23 protein-coding genes and 1 pseudogene are annotated in these 19,343 nt (G+C 30.4%); 15 read left to right on the top strand and 9 right to left on the bottom strand.

What is annotated here, in order from left to right:
* The first annotated feature begins 91 nt into the window (after positions 1 to 91).
* From QMG30_RS01870 to QMG30_RS01860, 3 genes are all read left to right on the top strand, one after another.
* Positions 92 to 427, top strand: a complete 336-nt coding sequence (locus QMG30_RS01870) for a helix-turn-helix domain-containing protein (protein WP_281811643.1) — start codon at positions 92 to 94, stop codon at positions 425 to 427.
* 27 nt (positions 428 to 454) lie between these two features.
* Positions 455 to 1,186, top strand: coding sequence for a tetratricopeptide repeat protein (locus QMG30_RS01865; protein ID WP_281811641.1), 732 nt, complete (start codon positions 455 to 457; stop codon positions 1,184 to 1,186).
* Positions 1,187 to 1,902: 716 nt separating this feature from the next.
* Complete coding sequence (locus QMG30_RS01860) at positions 1,903 to 2,301, top strand: helix-turn-helix domain-containing protein (protein ID WP_281811639.1); 399 nt, start codon at positions 1,903 to 1,905, stop codon at positions 2,299 to 2,301.
* 261 nt (positions 2,302 to 2,562) lie between these two features.
* Here the strand turns inward: QMG30_RS01860 and QMG30_RS01855 are convergent, their stop codons facing one another.
* Genes QMG30_RS01855 through QMG30_RS01840 form a run of 4 tightly spaced genes read right to left on the bottom strand, consistent with a single transcriptional unit; the run spans position 2,563 to position 7,107 of the window.
* Positions 2,563 to 3,690: a glycerate kinase family protein gene (locus tag QMG30_RS01855; RefSeq protein ID WP_281811637.1), complete on the bottom strand. Its 1,128-nt coding sequence runs from the start codon at positions 3,688 to 3,690 to the stop codon at positions 2,563 to 2,565.
* A gap of 36 nt (positions 3,691 to 3,726) precedes the next feature.
* Positions 3,727 to 5,070 (bottom strand): GntP family permease, encoded by a 1,344-nt coding sequence (locus tag QMG30_RS01850; RefSeq protein WP_281811635.1) that lies wholly within the window; start codon positions 5,068 to 5,070, stop codon positions 3,727 to 3,729.
* Between the two features lie 27 nt (positions 5,071 to 5,097).
* Positions 5,098 to 6,249, bottom strand: coding sequence for a CdaR family transcriptional regulator (locus tag QMG30_RS01845; protein ID WP_281811633.1), 1,152 nt, complete (start codon positions 6,247 to 6,249; stop codon positions 5,098 to 5,100).
* Between the two features lie 18 nt (positions 6,250 to 6,267).
* Positions 6,268 to 7,107 carry an MBL fold metallo-hydrolase gene (locus QMG30_RS01840; RefSeq protein WP_281811631.1) on the bottom strand — a complete coding sequence of 280 codons (840 nt, stop codon included), beginning with the start codon at positions 7,105 to 7,107 and terminating at the stop codon, positions 6,268 to 6,270.
* A 407-nt stretch (positions 7,108 to 7,514) separates the two neighbouring features.
* Between QMG30_RS01840 and QMG30_RS01835 the strand changes: the two genes are divergently transcribed.
* From QMG30_RS01835 to QMG30_RS01825, 3 genes are all read left to right on the top strand, one after another.
* Entirely contained in the window at positions 7,515 to 7,985 is a 471-nt protein-coding gene (locus QMG30_RS01835) for a hypothetical protein (protein ID WP_281811630.1), read from the top strand.
* 141 nt (positions 7,986 to 8,126) lie between these two features.
* A complete protein-coding gene (locus QMG30_RS01830; protein ID WP_281811628.1) occupies positions 8,127 to 8,765 on the top strand; it encodes a single-stranded DNA-binding protein in 639 nt (212 codons plus the stop codon).
* A 473-nt stretch (positions 8,766 to 9,238) separates the two neighbouring features.
* Positions 9,239 to 9,583 (top strand): hypothetical protein, encoded by a 345-nt coding sequence (locus QMG30_RS01825; protein WP_281811625.1) that lies wholly within the window; start codon positions 9,239 to 9,241, stop codon positions 9,581 to 9,583.
* Positions 9,584 to 9,689: 106 nt separating this feature from the next.
* Here the strand turns inward: QMG30_RS01825 and QMG30_RS01820 are convergent.
* The 4 genes and pseudogenes from QMG30_RS01820 to QMG30_RS01805 form a co-directional block, all read right to left on the bottom strand.
* Positions 9,690 to 10,547: pseudogene (locus QMG30_RS01820) on the bottom strand (nucleoside recognition domain-containing protein); the annotation flags it as partial.
* A gap of 17 nt (positions 10,548 to 10,564) precedes the next feature.
* Complete coding sequence (locus tag QMG30_RS01815; RefSeq protein ID WP_281811623.1) at positions 10,565 to 11,980, bottom strand: recombinase family protein; 1,416 nt, start codon at positions 11,978 to 11,980, stop codon at positions 10,565 to 10,567.
* 61 nt (positions 11,981 to 12,041) lie between these two features.
* Positions 12,042 to 12,497 carry an ImmA/IrrE family metallo-endopeptidase gene (locus QMG30_RS01810; RefSeq protein ID WP_281811621.1) on the bottom strand — a complete coding sequence of 152 codons (456 nt, stop codon included), beginning with the start codon at positions 12,495 to 12,497 and terminating at the stop codon, positions 12,042 to 12,044.
* 42 nt (positions 12,498 to 12,539) lie between these two features.
* The gene (locus QMG30_RS01805) at positions 12,540 to 13,133 is read right to left on the bottom strand and encodes a helix-turn-helix domain-containing protein (protein WP_281811619.1); all 594 of its coding nucleotides are present in this window, start codon (positions 13,131 to 13,133) and stop codon (positions 12,540 to 12,542) included.
* Between the two features lie 227 nt (positions 13,134 to 13,360).
* On the opposite strand from QMG30_RS01805, the gene QMG30_RS01800 reads away from it, so the two are divergent.
* Both QMG30_RS01800 and QMG30_RS01795 read left to right on the top strand, forming a co-directional pair.
* On the top strand, positions 13,361 to 13,534 hold the full coding sequence (locus QMG30_RS01800) for a helix-turn-helix domain-containing protein (protein WP_281811617.1): 174 nt from the start codon (positions 13,361 to 13,363) through the stop codon (positions 13,532 to 13,534).
* A 175-nt stretch (positions 13,535 to 13,709) separates the two neighbouring features.
* Positions 13,710 to 13,904 carry a BOW99_gp33 family protein gene (locus tag QMG30_RS01795; protein ID WP_281811615.1) on the top strand — a complete coding sequence of 65 codons (195 nt, stop codon included), beginning with the start codon at positions 13,710 to 13,712 and terminating at the stop codon, positions 13,902 to 13,904.
* Positions 13,905 to 14,106: 202 nt separating this feature from the next.
* Here the strand turns inward: QMG30_RS01795 and QMG30_RS01790 are convergent, their stop codons facing one another.
* A complete protein-coding gene (locus QMG30_RS01790; protein ID WP_281811613.1) occupies positions 14,107 to 14,271 on the bottom strand; it encodes a YjzC family protein in 165 nt (54 codons plus the stop codon).
* A 75-nt stretch (positions 14,272 to 14,346) separates the two neighbouring features.
* Between QMG30_RS01790 and QMG30_RS01785 the strand changes: the two genes are divergently transcribed.
* The 7 genes from QMG30_RS01785 to QMG30_RS01755 all read left to right on the top strand — a co-directional run bounded on the left by QMG30_RS01785 (position 14,347) and on the right by QMG30_RS01755 (position 19,334).
* Positions 14,347 to 14,577 carry a hypothetical protein gene (locus QMG30_RS01785; protein WP_281811611.1) on the top strand — a complete coding sequence of 77 codons (231 nt, stop codon included), beginning with the start codon at positions 14,347 to 14,349 and terminating at the stop codon, positions 14,575 to 14,577.
* Positions 14,578 to 14,592: 15 nt separating this feature from the next.
* Positions 14,593 to 14,982, top strand: coding sequence for a hypothetical protein (locus QMG30_RS01780; protein WP_281811609.1), 390 nt, complete (start codon positions 14,593 to 14,595; stop codon positions 14,980 to 14,982).
* A 62-nt stretch (positions 14,983 to 15,044) separates the two neighbouring features.
* Positions 15,045 to 15,440, top strand: a complete 396-nt coding sequence (locus tag QMG30_RS01775) for a hypothetical protein (protein WP_281811607.1) — start codon at positions 15,045 to 15,047, stop codon at positions 15,438 to 15,440.
* Positions 15,440 to 16,603, top strand: coding sequence for a DUF2800 domain-containing protein (locus QMG30_RS01770; RefSeq protein ID WP_281811605.1), 1,164 nt, complete (start codon positions 15,440 to 15,442; stop codon positions 16,601 to 16,603). Before QMG30_RS01775 ends, QMG30_RS01770 begins: the two co-directional genes overlap by 1 nt.
* On the top strand, positions 16,603 to 16,767 hold the full coding sequence (locus QMG30_RS01765) for a hypothetical protein (protein WP_281811603.1): 165 nt from the start codon (positions 16,603 to 16,605) through the stop codon (positions 16,765 to 16,767). The genes QMG30_RS01770 and QMG30_RS01765 overlap by 1 nt, the downstream gene beginning before the upstream one ends.
* Positions 16,768 to 16,794: 27 nt before the next feature.
* Positions 16,795 to 17,352, top strand: coding sequence for a DUF2815 family protein (locus tag QMG30_RS01760; protein ID WP_281811601.1), 558 nt, complete (start codon positions 16,795 to 16,797; stop codon positions 17,350 to 17,352).
* Positions 17,349 to 19,334, top strand: coding sequence for a DNA polymerase (locus QMG30_RS01755; RefSeq protein ID WP_281811599.1), 1,986 nt, complete (start codon positions 17,349 to 17,351; stop codon positions 19,332 to 19,334). The genes QMG30_RS01760 and QMG30_RS01755 overlap by 4 nt, the downstream gene beginning before the upstream one ends.
* Positions 19,335 to 19,343: the final 9 nt, after the last annotated feature.

Below are 19,343 nucleotides of genomic sequence, written 5' to 3'. Positions count from 1 at the left end.
AATAATGCATTTAATTTAACTACACTTCTATTGGTATTTTTCCATTTACATTGTATACTAGATTTACCGAAATAACTATGGGGTGTAAATAATGAAGAAAATAAAAATAGGTGAAGTTATATATCAATTAAGAAAAGAAAAATCTATGACTCAAGAACAACTTGCAAATTTTATTGGAGTATCTACAGCTGCTATATCCAAGTGGGAGAGTGGTAATTCATATCCAGATATAACATTATTACCAGTGTTAGCTACATTTTTTAATATAACGATAGATTATTTACTGAATTATAGAGTTCGTGTAAGTGAAGAAAAGGTCAAAGAGATCTACTTTGAGTGTAATGAACTCTTTAATAACTCTGATTTTGATGTAGCTGTTGATAGGACTAATGATTATTTGAAAAAGTATTCATTAAGTTATTTTTAAAAAAGTAGAATTGCGTTTCTATATACTTTGTATTCTTGGAAAGCAGGTAATGAAAAGAGTTGTACTGATATTATTGAAAAAGCAGCGATGCTATATGAAGAAATAATCACCAATTGTAATGATAAACAGCTGGTTGAGATTTCTTTATATAGTCTAGCAAGTGTATACTCATCATTAGGTAGAGACGATAAAGCAATAGAAATGCTTAATAGGATTCCTAATAAACAATGTGACCCAAATGATATTCTAGCTAGTATATATATAAAACATAAGAAATATGATGAAGCTAGAAAACTATTACAAGGTAAGTTATTTAAAGATATTAATGAAATAACACTTGTGTGCATAAGCTTAGGAAATATTTATCAGAAAGAGAAAAATTATGATATTGCTGAGAAATATTTTAAACTGAGTTTGGATATGAGAAATTTATTTACTGCTGATAATAATGAAACGGTTTTCCTGTTGATTGAATATCTTCAACTAGCACAATTATATGTGGAGATAGGTAAAAATCATAAGGTCATTGAAATGCTTAATAGATTAATTGAATCCTACAGAAAATATAATCAGGAAAATATAGACCAATTTAATCAATTATGGTGTTTTAATGAATTAGAACAAAGTGAATATCCTATAAAAGCCAATTTGTATGAAAACCTATACTTTATACTAAATGATAGAAAATTTAATGCTATCAATAAGGATAAAGAGTTCATAAAGATAATAGATGAGATAGAACAATTAAAGGGAGAATAGATAAGATTATAAACCCCAAATAAGTTAAAAAATTAATCTCTACAAATAGAGAAAAATCTAATATAATATGCTATATTAGATTCTTCAACCATTTAGGATTGTGTGTGCAAAGACATAAGTTATCTAGACATAAAGTCTAGATTATATGAGGGGAGTATGTATTTATAATTAATCATGTAAGGGGAGGGGAGTATATACTATTGCCTATTATATATGGATATAATGATATTAGTATATAAAGGATTAAACCTTAGTAATAAGACCCTTAGCAATGATAATTATTAATTTAGTTAGGGCATAAAAAAATATTATATTATACATCTATAATTTGAAAATTTATTTTAAGAAGCAATAATACTTCTTAAAATAAATTTTTTGTGTAATTATACTTATTTCATTTGCCCTCTAATAAAATAAAATCATAATTACACGTGCATAACGACATGTTATGCATTAACAGAGAATTTGGCGCGGTTGATATTATTAATATCAACCAAACAGTGAGGTATTAGAATACACTATCTATAAATAAAACGATAATATCTATAACGAATATTTTGCTGTAATAACTCATATAATAATAACCAAAACGTTAACTATATTATAATACACGCTATGGTTACTGTCAATACCTAATTTTATATTATGTTGTCTTATTGGTTATTAGTATTTACAGTAATATGTTTGGATTCTAAAATATATAGGAGGTGGTTAGAATGCCAAATTTTAGTGATAGATTAAGATTATTAAGAAAAAGTAAAGGTTTAACTCAAGAACAACTAGGTGAAGTAGTAGGAAAAACAAAAAATAATATTTCACAATATGAAAGAAGCGCCAGACAAGCAGATGATGAAACCAAAAAGCAATTAGCTATATTTTTTGATGTGTCTATGGATTATTTAATTGGCATTACAGAAAATCCAACTCCAATATCAGAACTCTTTGATTGTAAAGATATTGATAAAGAGTTAGATAGGATTGTAGAAAAACTTGAAAATGAAATTGGTTTACGTTTTGAAGGCAAACCAATAGACAACAGAACTAAATCCATAATACTAAAAACATTAAAGCACACTATAGAGTTAGCTAAAGACACAGCAACATATAACAACTAAGAAAAAAGTATAGTTTTATAATTAAAAATTGCCCAATAAAAACTATTATTAATTATATAACTACACCCGGCAAAAGTTGTTGATTTATTCAGACAGTATGGCATACTGTCTGTTTTTTATTTTATATAGAAGTCATACTTTTATTTTCATTGAGGACAGTGAGAAAAAACCACTGATTAATTTTTTTGAATTAACCAGTGGTTTCTTATCATATATCCTAAGTAATAATATAATCCATATATTATTTCATGTATCAAAAATCTATATCACAGATATTAACCTAATAATAGATTCAGTCGTCTTCAAAAGATTTTCTTCTGAATGATTCCTAGCTGTTTCAAAAGCTTCAGCTCTTCTGTTGATGCTGAATATAGAACTTATACCTCTTTCATATAAAGCATCTATCTCATCACCAATCGCGCCAACAATAGCAATGACAGGCTTATGATATTTGACGGCTCTATCAGCTATACCTACTGGAACTTTTCCACGTAAACTTTGTCCATCGATTTTGCCTTCGCCAGTAATAATTAAATCAGCATCAGCAATCAGATTATCAAAATCCACAGCATCCAATAAGATATTTATACCAGATTTTAGTTCAGCATTAAGAAAAGCAAGTAAACCGGCTCCGAGACCTCCGGCAGCTCCAGAACCTTTGTAATTTTGTAAATTAATCCCTAGATCTCGATTGACTATTCCAGCATAATGCTTTAGATTCTCATCAAGAACTTTCACCATATTTGAATCAGCACCTTTTTGAGGGGCAAAAACAAATGCAGCTCCATTATTCCCATATAATGGGTTATCAACATCACAAGCTACAACAAAATTACATTCGGATACCATTGAGTTGATATCACTTACATCTATGCTAGCTAGATCGGTTAAGCCTCCACCTGTCAAATCTATTTCACTTTCATCTTCTTTCAGAAATTTAATTCCTAATGCAGCGGCCATTCCAACTCCACCATCGTTGGTGGCACTTCCTCCTACACCTATGATAATCTTTTTACAACCTTTTAATAATGCGTCTTCAATTAATTCTCCTGTACCATAAGTAGTAGTCTTTAGAGGATTTTCTTTTCCTTCCACTAATGGTAATCCTGAGGCTTGAGCCATTTCAATGACAGCAGAACCATCATCCAATATACCATAACTTGCTTCAACTTTATCAAAAAGTGGTCCTGTAACCGATTTGGTGATTTTTTTGCCTCCAATTGCATTCAGAAAAGCATCAACAGTACCTTCGCCTCCGTCAGCAATAGGAATTGTTACAGTATCTATCTCAGGTCTAATATTTTTAATACCTTTTTCAACAATATTGCAGACGTCAATTGAGTCTATAGTACCTTTAAATGAATCTGATGCAATAACTATTTTTTTCACTAAATCATTTCCTTTCTACGAATGTTATAACTATTTTTATATGAATATTAATCCTATGATCATTATTATGATGATTGCTACTATACCTTGTACTAGGGTAACACCTGTTTGACATTTATAAGCTGTGGAAGTATCCATATCACTAAATTGGGAAACAACCCAGAAATAGCTGTCATTTGCATGGGATACTGTCATAGAACCTGCACCAATTGCTAGAACCACAAGAACTTTTGCCATTTCACTTGTCATGCCCATCTTAGCCATAAGTGGCGCAACCATAGCAGATGTTATGATCATAGCAACGGTAGAAGCTCCCATAGCTGTTTTTAAAAGCATTGCGATAATAAATGGTAGTAATAGACCTATATTATATTTGAGTAATGAATCTTGTAATGCATCAGCGAGTGGTAATGCTTGAAGAATAGCACCAAGAGCACCGCCTGCACCTGTAATCGCTAATATGGATGCTGAATTATATATTCCTTTTCCAATCCATTTGAAACTGTTTTGTTTCTCTGATTTTGGGATTAAGGTCATAGCAAGGAATATACCTAAAATTAAAGCTGTAACTGGATTACCTATAAAATCAAAGAAAGATTTAAAGAAACCGTTACCGAAAGGTGCTGATGGAAAATCTGCAATTGATTTAAAAGCAATAAGTATTATTGGTAGAATAATAGGTGCAAAAGATTTAAAAGCACTTGGTAACTTACCATATTTCTCTAATAACTCTTCAACAGTAGTTTCTGGATTAGGGTCTATAGGGAATTTTGGACCTACTTTAATCGCATATATATAACCTGCTAACATAACAGGAATGGATACTACCAGACCTACTAATATGACTAAGCCGAGATTAGCTCCAAGAGTTCCTGCCATTGCTATAGGACCTGGTGTTGGTGGTACTAGACAATGGGTTGCATATAATCCTGAACTTAGAGCTGTAGCCATTACTGCTAGAGAAACTTTTGATTTCTCTGCCAAAGCTCTATTAATAGGGGAAAGTATAACAAAACCAGAATCACAGAATACAGGTATACTTGCAACATAACCTGTTAAGCTCATTGTAAGAGGTGCTCTTTTTTTACCTACAAGTTTTAATATACTGTTGGCCATTGTTAAGGCTGCCCCTGTTTTTTCAAGTATTGTACCTATTATTGTACCAGCAATGATTACAATACCGATATTTCCTAAAATGTTGCCGAAACCTTTTTTTATGGTATTTATTATAGTTTCGGCAGGCATTTTGGTACATAGACCGATAAAATAAGCTGCTAGTATCAATACTATAAAAGGATGCATCTTGAATCTAGAAATTAATATAATTGTACCCACAATTGCAATTAAAACAATAATAAAAAGTCCTATGCCACTTGTCATAATATTTCCTCCTAGTATTTTTGAGTTTTAAATATCACTTTCTATATTATTTATGTATGTGTATAAACAATATAGAAGAGTTGCATGGTAGAAATTGTTAATATTTAATCCTGTTAGCTGTTCAATTTTTTTTAATCTATACACTAGAGTATTTTTGTGAACAAATAAAGCTATAGCTGTTTCATTTAATCTAAGATTATTTTCAAATAGAGCATCTAGTGTCTTATAAAACCATTCAGGAACTTTTCCGTTTTCATTAAGTATAGAAATATATAGTTTCTTTATGAATGGTTCAGATGCATCTGGTTGTATTTTTTGGAGAAGGTATTTAGCTTGCGTGTCAAAATTGTTAATATCAAGAGGTTTACCTTTACTTATAGAAATAATATCTACTGCTTCATTAAAAGATTTTTTATATCCGTAAATATCATTGTAGGAACTACCTAGACCAATTTTTATCTTATATGGTCTGTTATCTTCAAGTGTGAACAAAATATTGTTCATATATTCACAGCGCTTATCATCAGCTATACTTTTGAAGATTATGAAATAATGGTTTATGATACCGAAGAAATCTTTGTTGGTAATGAAATTGTTGGTGGATAATAATTTCTCTATTTCACCCATAGCATTAACGGATTCATAAATTCCATCATCATCATAATTATCTAGTTTTATTACTACGGCACATCTTTTAAGTTCCAAATTGATACGTGCGACTTTTGATAAACATAATATTTCTTCTTCTGTTTCTGATACGGAATTGAATAGTAATTTCCTAATCATTTGATTGCTTAGATCTTTAACCAAGTTCACTTGTTCAGATATTAGATATTGTTCCAGAGCCAGTTCTACTGAGTTTTTTACTAATCTTGCTACCATTCGAACTTCGTCTGGATGTCCATATATACCTACAACGCCTATAACTTTACCTTCAATATTTATTGGCAGATTAACACCTTGTTTTGAACCAGGAAAATTATTAACATTTTGTGGATATATTTCAATCCCCTTTCCTGACTTAATTACATCATCAGCACCTTTATGATAGGTGGATATTCTGTTTGGTTCACCAGAAGCTATAATGAAACCGTCACAATCCATTATATTTATATTTCTATAATCAATGACTTCCATCATCAGATTAACAATTTTTTGTGCAATATCTTTTAAAAACATACCTATCTCTCCAATAGTTTATTTATCAAAATATAGTACAGTTCCAGTGGTATTATGGAAATATTTGTCACCAAACGCTTGATGTAACTGATTCATGGCATTTTCACCTGTACAATGTGAAATACCTAATTTTTTTATGTCCATAGATTTAAAAGCATTTATGGTTTCATTAATTCTATCTTCATCTGCACGAACTAAATGAGTTCCACCAATGATAGTATTAATTTTTTTGCCAGTGCGTTTGATTAATGTTTTCAACATATTGATAACTCCTGGATGTGAACAACCTAATATGACTACTAAACCTTCTTCAGTATCTATAGCCAACATGATTTCATCATTAAAATGATCAAGAATATGTTCATCTCCATTCTCTAAATAGAACCTTGGGTTGGTTTTCTCGTATGGAGTAACACGTTCAAAGTTTGATATAATATATATACCTTTGTGGACTTCTAAAATATCTTCTGTCACATAATGAGACTCAATATTGTTTTCTGATATGAAATCTTTTGTAAAACTGTTACCTAAAAATTTGTAATGTGTGTTATCGTAACTGTATTTTTTTATAAATGCATTATTGTGAACATATAATCTAAAATCAGAAGTAACATTTTCTACTAGTTTTCTGAATCCTCCTGTGTGGTCATAATGTCCATGGCTTAGTATAACGGTATCAATATCATTCAAATCTTTACCTAATGTAGCTGCATTCTTTATAAAATCGCCGCTTTGACCAGTGTCGAACAATATTTTTTTGTTATCCATTTCGATTAGAAACGAGATACCATGTTCGTTGATTAAGCCGAGATGTTCACCTTTTGAATTTTCAATTAATGTAGTAATAGTAAATTTCATGATGATCCTCCTTCCATATTGTAATTTGATTAATGTGTTTTGGTAATGTTCACTAATTATTAGAGAAAACTAAACCTGATATTATTAATATTAACGACTGAAGATATGTTTTATTACAAGTATAATTATAATTTATCTAAAATGAATATTCATTATGTATAAAAACAATAAATAGTGACATATTACTTTGTTTTTTGTGTGTTTCAATAACAAATTGTAATTTCAACAATCATGTGGGTATAGCTCAAGTTAAATTTGCATGTTGAGCTAGTTATTATTATACAACACTTAAATATAATTATGATAGCCAATAACTATTTTTTTTATTTTATAGGATTATTAATTACCAAGTTAGACAATAATAAATGATATAGTTATTGAAATATTTTCAAAGGCAGGTTGCTAATATGAAAAAAATTATTATAACTGGTAATGATAAGATAAGTAACTTAATATTCATTTTTGAAGATATTATGAAAAAAGTAGATGAAAGATATGAGATATCCGAAAATAGTGAATCCATAACTATTAATGTGAATGACGATAGTACGAAAACTACTTATTATGTTATTGCTAATGTAGATAATGAGCTAAGAGATATTGACCTTGATATCCCTCTTTGTAGATTTATTACTCTTGGATTCAATAAGAAATCTAGTGTGACTATATCAAGCTTAGGTGGTGATATGGACACTAGCAAAACACTGATATATTGTATTCAGAGAGAGATAGATGAAGAAGAAATAGTCATTGAACCACAAGAATTCCCTGTTTTCGTAAAAACTTCTTGGGGACATGATATATATAATATCATGTCAGCTGTTACAGCAGTCATGTTAATTGACAGGAGTATTAGCGATAAATTAAATTCCATGTAGTAAGTTTAAAAATCTGATTCTAAAAAGTGGTTTTCTGGAATAAAGATAAATATAGATAAACATTAAACATATGAATATATATTAAGCTAGATTATCCTCTGGATTATTGATGTTTAATATAATGGAAGGGAGATAAGTATCATGGAAGATAATGTTATCAGAAACAATCAAGTTAATTTAATAGGGAAAATACATTCTACATTTGAATTCAGCCATGAAGTATATGGAGAGGGATTCTATAATTTTAATGTAGAAATATCAAGACTAAGTGACAATTCTGATATTATACCTATAATGGTATCTGAGCGTCTTATTGACACTACAAGTGATCTGAGAGGTAAATTAGTAGATATTCAGGGACAATTTCGTTCTTATAACAGACAAATTGATGGTAAAAATAGATTAGTGTTAACCGTATTCGCTAGAGAGATCTCCACTCTTGAAGAAGAGGAGATTAAAAGAAATCCCAATTACATATATTTGGATGGTTATATTTGCAAGCCACCAATGTATCGAACAACACCTTTTGGTAGAGAGATAACAGATATATTATTAGCTGTAAACCGTCCTTATAATAAGTCAGATTATATTCCATGTATATGCTGGGGTAGAAACGCAAGATATGCTGAAAAATTCAACGTTGGAGATAGAATTAAAATCTGGGGAAGAATTCAGAGCAGAGAGTATCAGAAAAAGCTAAGTGAGACTGAATCAATAAGTAAAGTAGCTTATGAAGTTTCCATATCTAAAATAGAGATTCATGAGGAAGATGCAAAATGAGTCAAAGATTTTTTCTTTGACTCTTTTTTCCTTATAGGAAAGTAATTATGATGCTGCCTTAAATAGGTGGCATTTTTTGTAAAGGTACCGATGGTTTACTGTATACTTTACAATATATCAAATAAATAATGAGATATAACAACACATAATTAGTAAACAAAATAACAATAAATAACATATAATTATTATGTATAAAATATAGATATATATAATAAAACAATTAAAAAATAATATAAGTAAAGATGAATTTATTAATATGTCGCACAAAATTATAGCTCGTTTAATATACTATAATGAGATATTATTTAGTTATAATATATTTAGAAAAAGTATAGGTACAAGCTTTAGAGTTTAGTGTAAATAATCGCGCTACAATTTGGCATTTTTTATTTAATGGTGTATGGGTATAAAAAGTATATTGATAATACTATTTGTCTAAATAAGGAAATTAAACTTAATAAGGAGGTGATAATATGTCATGTGAAAATAGTACTTGTTGTGGAGTAGGGAGTAGTGCAATTAAAGGCTGTAAATGTAGTAAACAATATGGATTTACAAATAAGTTGCTATCATTTCCTAATGCTGGAACATATGAAATATGGAATGCTTCTGGCATAAAAGGATTATCAGGGACAATTATAGTTGAATTAGAACTAGGAGTTACTTCTCCAGGTGTAATAATTAATGGAGGAATTCCAATAGAAGTTGTTAGATTCTTTAGTATGAGTGTCGATTTACTTGAATCTGTTGCTATTTTAACTGTTTCAGCTGATGAATTATGTGTTTCTATTGTTGCTAATGCAACAAATTGTTGCTAGTGGGTAATTTTATTGTCATTATCTATATAAGTGAATTTTAGTATATTTACTAAACGAAAGGTATATTTAGGCTAGGTTTGCCCTAGCCAGTTTTAATATGAACATATTAATTTAATCCAAACAATCTTGCAGTTTGAGCTACGATAAAGCATATTATTATTCCTGTAATGGTAGGAATGATAAAGGATGCGAAAGTCCATTTTTTGCTTTTGGTTTCTTTGTAAATAGTCAGCAGAGTGGTTCCGCATGGGAAATGATTAAGTGAGAATAACATTGTGCATATAGCAGTAAGTAAAGTCCATCCGTTGTTGACTAATAAGTCTTTTAGAGCAGATAGACTATCAAGTTCTATCATGGCTCCAGTTGACATATAGCTCATAATAAGTATAGGTATGACTATTTCATTAGCTGGAAAGCCTAATATGAATGCCATTAATATATATCCGTCTAAACCTATCAAGTTGGCAAAAGGTTGTAGGAAATTGGCACAATGGGATAATACACTTATTTCACCTACAATAATATTCTGTAATATCCAAATGAGTATTCCAGCAGGTGCAGCTACAACTATCGCTCTTCCCAATACAAATAGAGTACGGTCCACAAGAGACCGGATGATTATCTTGCCAACCTGAGGTTTTCTATAAGGAGGCAACTCTAAAGTGAATGATGAAGGAATACCTTTCAGTATAGTTTTTGATAATAATCGTGACATCACGAATGTCAATAAGACAGCTAAAACGATAGTAAATAATATTACGACAGCACCAATAATTGAAGAGAATCTACCACTTAATCCTGTGATGAATATCGTTGCCAGTGCTATAAGGGTAGGGAAACGTCCATTACAAGGAACAAAATTGTTGGTTATTATTGCAATAAGCCTTTCTCGAGGAGAATCTATAATCCTACAAGATGTTATGGCTGCGGCGTTACATCCGAAACCCATACACATGGATAAACTAAAACTGTAATATATAATTAGACAAAGCTCCAATGGATTTGTATTAATTCATCATCTATATCAATGTAATCAATTAAGTTACTTACAACCATTCTTTGCTGTGATAAATCACCGTTTCCTAATATCATGGCTGATCTTGATAATATTCCTTTTGCTTCAGAGATAGAAAGTTTTGTTTGTTTTTTACCTATAAGTTGATCTGATATAGTGTCCTTTTCCTTTTTTAATTTTGCTATTCTATTGGATATCTGTTCTATTGGAATACCACCAACTTGATATAAATCCATCATTCTAATAATCTGTTTATCTATTTCATCAATTCTTTTTTTTATTTCTTTTGAATTATCAATTGTATCCACTTTTTTAGTAGATATTATTTTATTGAAGTAATCTTTATTAAGTGCAGCTTCCAAGATTTCATCTTTAACGATTTTATCTAAAGCTTGTATATTCCATTTTTTATTTTTACAATTAGGATCAATGATTTTTCGCCTGTCGGTTTTCCCTCTGGAATAACAAACATAGTTTCCATGATTACCACAAAATCTAGCACCGCACTTTTTACAGTATAATATACTAGTTAATAAATTATTGGCTTTAAATGGGTTCTTCTGAAAAATTGTTTTAGAATCTTCTCTCTTGGTACTGGTTAATAGTTTTTGAACTTCATTAAATACTTCTGTTGATATAATAGGTTTATGCTTACCTTCATATACTTTACCTTTGAATTTAACTTTACCAATGTAAACATTGTTTCGCAAGATATTTAAAACTAATGTGTGACTGCTCCAGTTACCGTATTTGTTGGTGTAATGTTCACTCATATATTTTTGTATAGCATTGATGCTTTTACCTTCTAAAAAACGTTTAAAAACTTCTTTAACTTGTAATGCTTCATATTCATTTACCACAAGTTCACCATCTACATAGTCATAGCCAGTTGGAGCAGTTGGTCCACCGTGATAATATCCGTTTTTTGCTCTACCGATGCGACCCATTGTAAAACGTTCTGTAATCTGATCTTTTTCCAATTGTGCAAATACAGATAATATACCTATCATTGCTTTTCCAAATGGGGTAGAGGTATCAAAGTTTTCACTCATTGATACAAAGTCAACATCATTTGATAGAAATTCATCTTCTATTAATGTTAGGGTATCTTTTTGTGATCTGCTTAATCTATCTAATTTATAGACTATAACCATATCAATATGTTTACCTTTGATATCTTTTAACATTTGTTGTAGTCCAGGGCGGTTCATGTTTCCACCTGAATAACCACCATCTGTATAGAACTTAACAATAGTTAGATCTTTTGCTTTACAGAAGGCTTTTAAACGGTCTGTCTGTTCGTCTATACTATAGTTTTCAAGTTGATTTTCTGTGCTTACTCTTACGTAGCAGGCTACTCTTTTTATTGAACTGGTTGGCATAGAGGTACCTCCTTTTTAAAGACTTATATTATTTCAATTTTAATGAAACTATTTCTAATGACTATAATATTTCTATTACTCCAAGGGGTTCAAAATATATAATATAATTATCAAGTTTAAATAATATACCATGTTTTCTTTTATAGTATTCAACAGCTTCATTTAAAAATTCTTCAGTTACATCTAAGTATTCGGCTAATTCAAATTTATTACGTACTCCACATTTATATGCATTTATTATATCCATTAAGCCTATTAATTTTTCAAAAGCCCATGCCCTTGCTTTGTTTTCTTGCTTTTTATTCGTGATATTAGATTGATCTAAGATATCCCCTGTACTTGTAAAATAATGTCCAATCTCCTCTGCTAAGATACATTTCTTTTGAATTGTAGTAGATACTTCCTTATCAATAATAATTGTATTATCATAATATAAGCCTTTAAGTTTTTTTACTGGTATATCTGCTTCAATAAGTTGTATATTTTCATCTTCTATATATTGTAAAAGTTTTGTCATTTGTAATAAACACCCCTTTATTATCTTGAAGCGCAAAAATTACTATTTATCTCTTTTAGACTTAATAAATTCTACATATTTAATAACATCATTTCTTTCTTCCTCTGTTAGATCTGCCATAGTGTGTGCCGCTATTGTTTTTATTTTATCTTCTTTTGTTGCATCTTTATCACGTGTTTTTTTAAAAGCTTCATACTTATTAATATCTCCATTAAATTGAGGAGGGATACATTCGTCATATATATTATATTTATCTAGAAGTTCATGAACGGTCATGTCAAAAATTTTACTAATTTTTTTTAACAGACATTCACTAATTGGAACTAAGTTTTCTTCATACTCATTTAGTTTTTCTTTTTTTACACCAATAAGTTCTGATAATTCTTCTATAGAATATCCCTGATATTCTCTTTCTCCTTTTATTGCTTCACCTATATCGTATAAGTTGCCTCTATCAAGTAAGTAGTCTATGGAAACTTTAAAGTAGTTTGCAACTTTCTCTAATTTATCACTTTTCGGTACGCTTTTACTCCACTTATATAAAGTTCCTTTTCCAAATCCCAATTCAATTTCTAGCCTTGATGGGTTTATTTCTCTTTCTTTACATAATTCCTGAATTTTTTCTAATACATTCACCATTTTTCCTCCTTATAAAATAAACTGAAAGAATTCAGTAAAACTACTTGACATACTGAAACAAATCAGTATAATGAAATTATAGCTGAATTATTTCAGCAATCTAGTAATGTTTGTTGAATTAATTCTAAAATATAGTGTGATAATTATTATATTAGAATACTTTCAGTGCTTTGTCAATAAATAACGCTGAAATAATTCAACAGTATGAAAGGAGGTAATTATAGATGACTGAGTTTGAAAAGACAGTAAGAAAAGCACTAATTGATAAAGAAATGAGTATTTCAGAATTAGCTAAAAAATTAGGCATAAGTTTAACCTATCTATATGATATCTTAAACTCTTCAAGAAAGGCTGAAAAACAGAAAAAAAAGATTTTAAACATTTTAGACATTAAATAATCTTATGAATGGGTAAGTAATTTGAATGAACTAGTGTTTTTTATTAGTGTGGTAAATGATACTAGATTTTTAAAAGTGTTTACAAAATATAAAGATTGTAATAGGACAAAAATTATTAGTCATAAATTATAAAGTAAAAGAGATGTTAAGTATTAATATTTATGGAGGTGTGAAGATGGAAAAAGAACTTAATGGTCAAAAGTATAAAGTAGAACATATACTCAGAGATGGTACAGTTTTAGATTCTATTAAAGGGCATATGATAGAGGTTAACGAAAAGACAGAAACATTTTACAGGATGCTAGCAAACTTAGATGATGAAGAGTTAGAGAGGTTAGAAAGATTGGGAAAAGAGAAGGTGAATAAATAAAGAGAATTAACACAGGAAGATAAGACATGAATTATATTATTTCCATAAAGATTAAAGTTAGAATAACACTTAATTATTAAAATTAGTACAGAGACAAATATATAAAATAATTTACAAGGAAGGAATAAGTAAGAATGCATCATTATATAACTAAGTACAAAAATTTAATGGCTACTGCCATTAACAGCAGCCATTTAATCTGTTATTTCTTTTGCCACTTATTACCTTTTGATTGAGTTGGTGGCAATCTATCGCCACGATCAATTTTAACAGTACGAGGATTTTTGATTTGACCACCACGAGGACCTACTTCTTTATAAGTTCCAGCAGGTTTATTATCTGTACCTGGCTTAGAAAGATTAGACATGGAAACACCCCCTTTTTGATACAAGTATAACATAATTAATCGGGAAAGGCTTAAACAAAAGAAAGGAAGTATTTTATGAAAAATTATATGGAGATAGATTTTTCAAAAGTAAAAGGTTACAACAAATTAGGACCTAATGCTAAAGAAATATTTGTAAACACTTATAAAACACATAACAGTTCAATAGGTAAAGAATATAAAAAAGATTGGGTACCTGTAGAGGTAACTATAAAAAACGGTAAGCTAGTTGTTACATTTTGTAATGGTGAATGGCTTCATTATTACAAAGATTATACATGGGGATAGAAAGAAGGTGAATAGATGGATACTAACCCATTGTATTATATAGGCTTGTATTGTGTACTTTTTGCTATGATAGCAACTGCATGTGTCGGTACAGTTTGGAACCTAATAAAAATGTATTTTGAAAACAAAAAAAATAAGCAAGTACTAGTTTTCTTACAAGATTACATAAGAGGAAAAATAACAGATAAGGAACTTGTAAATAATCTGTTGTTATTATATCCAGGAAAGGGGGACAAGCTTATTTCTACTATACCAATCAATAAAAAAGAAGCAACTGCATTAATTATTGCTCTTGACCAAATAGTAGATAAACATAAATCTGACGATATTAAAAGACTTGAATATAAACTATGGTGTTTTGTAAACAAAGAAAAAGCCAGCTATGCAACAGCTGACAAAAAATAATTAAAATCATTTTTAGTATAGCATTATAAATTAATTAAATCAAGGAAGGAGCAATAAAGATTATGTTAGAAGTTAAAGTAACAATTACACTTGCAAAAGAGGTTTTGAATTTATTAAGTAATTTAGCAGGAGGAATAAAAGCATTTAAACCTGAACAAGGTCAAGCCATGCAACAAGTATCAGCAGAGAGTATAAAACCTTCTGTAGAACCTAAACAAAATGTAGAGGTAGAACAACCAAAGAAGGAAGAACCAAAAGAATTAGATACCACTAAACCAGATGAACAAGTTGAACCTAGTGTAACAATAGAGGAAATAAGATCTCTTACAGCAAAAGCAGCCAAGAAGGACAAGCCAGCAGTTAAAAAGTTACTAACTAAGTTTGAAGCTAAAAGCGTATCTACTCTTGCAACAGATAATTATCAAGCGTTCTATGACGAAGTCAAGGAGTTGGTATAATGGCTCATGCAATATTAAGTGCTTCTGGTTCTAGTAGATGGATGGCTTGTCCACCATCTGCTAGACTTGAAGAAAAAGAACCGGAGAAAACAAGTAGTTTTGCAGAAGAGGGAACACTAGCTCATGAAATTGGTGAACAAATAATAAGGTACAACAATAATGAATTTACTAAAACAACTTTTACTAGAAGGTTAAACAAGTTAAAAAAGGATAAGTTATTTGCTAATGAAATGTTAGATTATTGTGATGCTTATGCTGAAATAGTAAGAGAAAAATATTTGAACGCCAAAAAAATCACACCTGATGCACAGCTAATCGTAGAACAACGTCTTGATTTTTCAAGTTATGTACCAAGTGGATTCGGTACTGGTGATGCTCTTATCATTGCAGATGGTACCGTTGAAGTTATTGACTTCAAATATGGTAAAGGTGTAGAGGTATCGGCCATAGATAACCCACAGATGAAATTATACGGTCTTGGTGCATTAGACGAATATGAAATGTTGTATGACATCCAGAAAATACACCTAACCATAGTACAACCAAGATTAGAAAATATATCAGAATTTACTATCACAGCAGCGGATCTATATTCATGGGGAGAATACATAAAACCTATCGCAGACAAAGCATTTAAAGGTGAAGGTGAATTTTGTCCTGGTAGTCATTGTATGTTTTGTAGGGTAAAGGCTAAGTGTAGGGCTTATGCAGATGAACAAATGATATTAGCAAAATATGATTTTAAGGATGGACCTTTTCTATCTGATATAGATATAGCAGATATACTAAATCGTGCATCTGATTTCAAGAAATGGCTTACTGCAGTAGAAGAGTTTGCACTTGACCAGGCTGTAAATCATGGTAAAGATTATCCTGGTTTTAAGTTAGTTGAGGGTAGAAGTAATAGAAAATATTTAGATCAAGATAAAGTACTTAAGGCATTAGTAGATTATGGTTATGAGGAATCAATATTACATAAACCAAAAGAATTATTAGGTATAACAGCTATGCAAAAAGCTATAGGGAAAAAAGCATTTGAAGAATTATTATCTGATTTAGTAATTAAACCAACGGGAAAACCTACTCTTGTTCAGGAGTCCGATAAACGTCCAGCATGGCAGAGTGAAGATGATGCAAAGAAGGATTTTCAGGAGGTTATTTAATGAAAGTTAGGGCTTTAATAAAAGATAAAAAGATGCAATGGGAAGAGGATTTTGATGTAACTAATAAAATTACAGCAAAGGAAGAAATTCAAAAAGTAGTTGAATCATTCAATACTACTTTAAGGGATAATGAATTACCAAGACAATTAGTTAAAATACTTTAAATAATAAAATATGGAGGAATTAATAATATGGAAAACTTAAAAACAAAAGTAATCACAGGATTAGTAAGATTTAGTTATTTACATGTATGGGAACCAAACGCTATAGATGAAAGCCAAGACCCAAAGTATTCCGCTTCAATTATTATACCTAAGTCAGATAAAAAGACTTTAAAACAAATAAAACAAGCTGTTGAAAATGCTAAGATACAAGGTAAATCCAATAAATTTGGTGGTAAATTACCAGCTAATTTAAAAACACCATTACGTGATGGTGACGAAGAAAGACCAGATGATGAAGCATATGAGAACAGTTATTTTATAAATGCTAACTGTAAAACAAAACCAGGTATTGTGGATAATGACTGTAATAAAATATTAGATCAAGATGAGGTATACAGTGGTTGTTTTGGTAGAGCCAGTGTAACATTCTATCCATTTAATACAAGTGGAAATAAAGGTATTGCTTGTGGATTAAATCATATAATGAAGTTGAAAGACGGTGAACCATTAGGAGGACGTTCAACTGCAGAATCTGATTTTGATGATGATTTTGTGTTTGCAGATGAAGATGATGATTTACTATGAGAACATTAGCTATTGATATTGAAACCTATAGTGGCGAGGATATTACAAAGGTTGGAGTCTACAAATATGTAGACTCTCCTGATTTTGAAATATTATTATTCGCTTATGCTTTTGATGATGAATCAGTACAAGTAATAGATCTGGCACAAGGCGAAGAACTACCTAATGAAGTATTAGAAGCATTATATAATTCAAAAATACTTAAGACAGCTTATAACGCCCAATTTGAAAGGGTTGCAATATCTAAATACATGTCTACACATAAATTAGGAATTAAAACTCCTATAAATCCTAATATACCAGTTCAACAATGGGAGTGTACCATGGTAAAAGCCTCAATGTTAGGTATGCCCTTAGGACTTGATAAAGTGGCCAAAGTACTTCACCTTGAAAACCAAAAGATGAAAGCAGGCAAGGCATTAATTAATTATTTTTCAAAGCCTTGTAAACCTACTAAAAAGAATTGTGGTAGAACTAGAAACCTTCCACAACATGATATGGATAAATGGAATACATTCAAAGAATATAATAGACGTGATGTTGAAGTTGAAAGAGATATTAGAAATAAAATTAGATTCTTTGAAATACCTAAAGAAGAAAAGCAGATGTGGTATTTAGACCAAAACATAAATGATATGGGTATTAAATTAAACATAGAATTGGTTGTTAATGCGATAAACCTAAACAATACATATACTGATAGACTTATGAAACAACTTAAAGAAATAACAGGGGTTGAGAATCCTAATAGCGTAACGCAGCTTAAAAAATGGATACTAGATATAACAGGTATTGAGGTAAAGAGTCTATCAAAAACAGCTATTCCTGAATTACTTGAACAGACAGATAACAGTGAATTAAGAAAAGTTTTGAAGATCAGACAGAAGTTGGCCAAAACATCTGTTAAGAAATATGAAGCAATGAATAGGGCCATTTGTACAGATGGAAGAGTAAGAGGATTATTACAGTTCTATGGGGCAAATAGAACAGGTAGATGGGCTGGTAGATTGGTCCAGGTACAAAACCTACCTAAGAATAAAATATCTGACTTAGATCTGGCCAGAAATATTGTAATAGATAACGATTTGGAATTACTTGAAATGTTGTACGGTAATGTTCCCAGTATACTATCTCAATTAGTAAGAACAGCTTTTATCGCTTCAAATAATTCAAGGTTTATAGTAGCAGATTTTTCAGCTATTGAAGCAAGGGTAATTGCTTGGTTAGCTAATGAAAAATGGAGAATGCAGGTATTTGCTACACATGGCAAAATATATGAGGCATCAGCTTCACAAATGTTCCATGTACCTATAGAACAGATAACAAAAGGTAGTGATCTAAGGGCAAAAGGAAAAGTTGCAGAATTAGCTTTAGGTTATCAGGGTGGACCAGGTGCTTTAATGGCCATGGGTGCATTAGATATGGGTATTGATGAAGAAGAATTACAAAATATAGTTGATGCTTGGAGAAATGCAAATAAAGCAATAGTTAGATTATGGCGTACTATTGGTAACGCTGCTGTAAAAGCTGTAGACCAAAAGATACCGGTTAGGATCCAATATGGTATTACATTTTATTATCGTAAAGGCTTCTTATTCGTTAGATTGCCTTCTGGAAGAGATTTAGCTTATATGAGAGCTTGTGTTGAAAATGAACCTGGTTTCGGTAAAAGACTAGTATATGAAGGTATGGACCAGACAAGTAAGCAATGGAAGCGTATAACTACATATGGAGGTAAATTAACAGAGAATATTGTACAGGCCATTGCTAGAGACTGTTTACGAGAAACTATGTTAAGACTGGATGAAGTAGGGTATAAAACCGTTATGCATGTACATGATGAGGTAATTTTAGATACTCCATATGATGATAAATACAGTATGGGTGAAGTATTAAAAATTATGAGTGAGCCTATAGAATGGGTACCAGGGTTATTACTAAAAGGTGATGGATACGAAACAAAATATTACTTAAAAGATTAATATATGATG

This window comes from Vallitalea longa, assembly GCF_027923465.1.
GTDB lineage: Bacteria > Bacillota > Clostridia > Lachnospirales > Vallitaleaceae > Vallitalea > Vallitalea longa.
This window is presented reverse-complemented; position numbering and strand designations above follow the sequence as displayed.

What these genes read in the sequence shown, in the direction of transcription:
- QMG30_RS01870 (WP_281811643.1), top strand. Translation starts at nt 92, where the DNA reads ATGAAGAAAATAAAAATAGGTGAAGTTATATATCAATTAAGAAAAGAA.
- QMG30_RS01860 (WP_281811639.1), top strand. Translation starts at nt 1,903, where the DNA reads ATGCCAAATTTTAGTGATAGATTAAGATTATTAAGAAAAAGTAAAGGT.
- QMG30_RS01850 (WP_281811635.1), bottom strand. Translation starts at nt 5,070, where the DNA reads ATGACAAGTGGCATAGGACTTTTTATTATTGTTTTAATTGCAATTGTG.
- QMG30_RS01845 (WP_281811633.1), bottom strand. Translation starts at nt 6,249, where the DNA reads ATGTTTTTAAAAGATATTGCACAAAAAATTGTTAATCTGATGATGGAA.
- QMG30_RS01840 (WP_281811631.1), bottom strand. Translation starts at nt 7,107, where the DNA reads ATGAAATTTACTATTACTACATTAATTGAAAATTCAAAAGGTGAACAT.
- QMG30_RS01835 (WP_281811630.1), top strand. Translation starts at nt 7,515, where the DNA reads ATGAAAAAAATTATTATAACTGGTAATGATAAGATAAGTAACTTAATA.
- QMG30_RS01830 (WP_281811628.1), top strand. Translation starts at nt 8,127, where the DNA reads ATGGAAGATAATGTTATCAGAAACAATCAAGTTAATTTAATAGGGAAA.
- QMG30_RS01825 (WP_281811625.1), top strand. Translation starts at nt 9,239, where the DNA reads ATGTCATGTGAAAATAGTACTTGTTGTGGAGTAGGGAGTAGTGCAATT.
- QMG30_RS01815 (WP_281811623.1), bottom strand. Translation starts at nt 11,980, where the DNA reads ATGCCAACCAGTTCAATAAAAAGAGTAGCCTGCTACGTAAGAGTAAGC.
- QMG30_RS01810 (WP_281811621.1), bottom strand. Translation starts at nt 12,497, where the DNA reads ATGACAAAACTTTTACAATATATAGAAGATGAAAATATACAACTTATT.
- QMG30_RS01800 (WP_281811617.1), top strand. Translation starts at nt 13,361, where the DNA reads ATGACTGAGTTTGAAAAGACAGTAAGAAAAGCACTAATTGATAAAGAA.
- QMG30_RS01795 (WP_281811615.1), top strand. Translation starts at nt 13,710, where the DNA reads ATGGAAAAAGAACTTAATGGTCAAAAGTATAAAGTAGAACATATACTC.
- QMG30_RS01790 (WP_281811613.1), bottom strand. Translation starts at nt 14,271, where the DNA reads ATGTCTAATCTTTCTAAGCCAGGTACAGATAATAAACCTGCTGGAACT.
- QMG30_RS01785 (WP_281811611.1), top strand. Translation starts at nt 14,347, where the DNA reads ATGAAAAATTATATGGAGATAGATTTTTCAAAAGTAAAAGGTTACAAC.
- QMG30_RS01780 (WP_281811609.1), top strand. Translation starts at nt 14,593, where the DNA reads ATGGATACTAACCCATTGTATTATATAGGCTTGTATTGTGTACTTTTT.
- QMG30_RS01775 (WP_281811607.1), top strand. Translation starts at nt 15,045, where the DNA reads ATGTTAGAAGTTAAAGTAACAATTACACTTGCAAAAGAGGTTTTGAAT.
- QMG30_RS01770 (WP_281811605.1), top strand. Translation starts at nt 15,440, where the DNA reads ATGGCTCATGCAATATTAAGTGCTTCTGGTTCTAGTAGATGGATGGCT.
- QMG30_RS01765 (WP_281811603.1), top strand. Translation starts at nt 16,603, where the DNA reads ATGAAAGTTAGGGCTTTAATAAAAGATAAAAAGATGCAATGGGAAGAG.
- QMG30_RS01760 (WP_281811601.1), top strand. Translation starts at nt 16,795, where the DNA reads ATGGAAAACTTAAAAACAAAAGTAATCACAGGATTAGTAAGATTTAGT.
- QMG30_RS01755 (WP_281811599.1), top strand. Translation starts at nt 17,349, where the DNA reads ATGAGAACATTAGCTATTGATATTGAAACCTATAGTGGCGAGGATATT.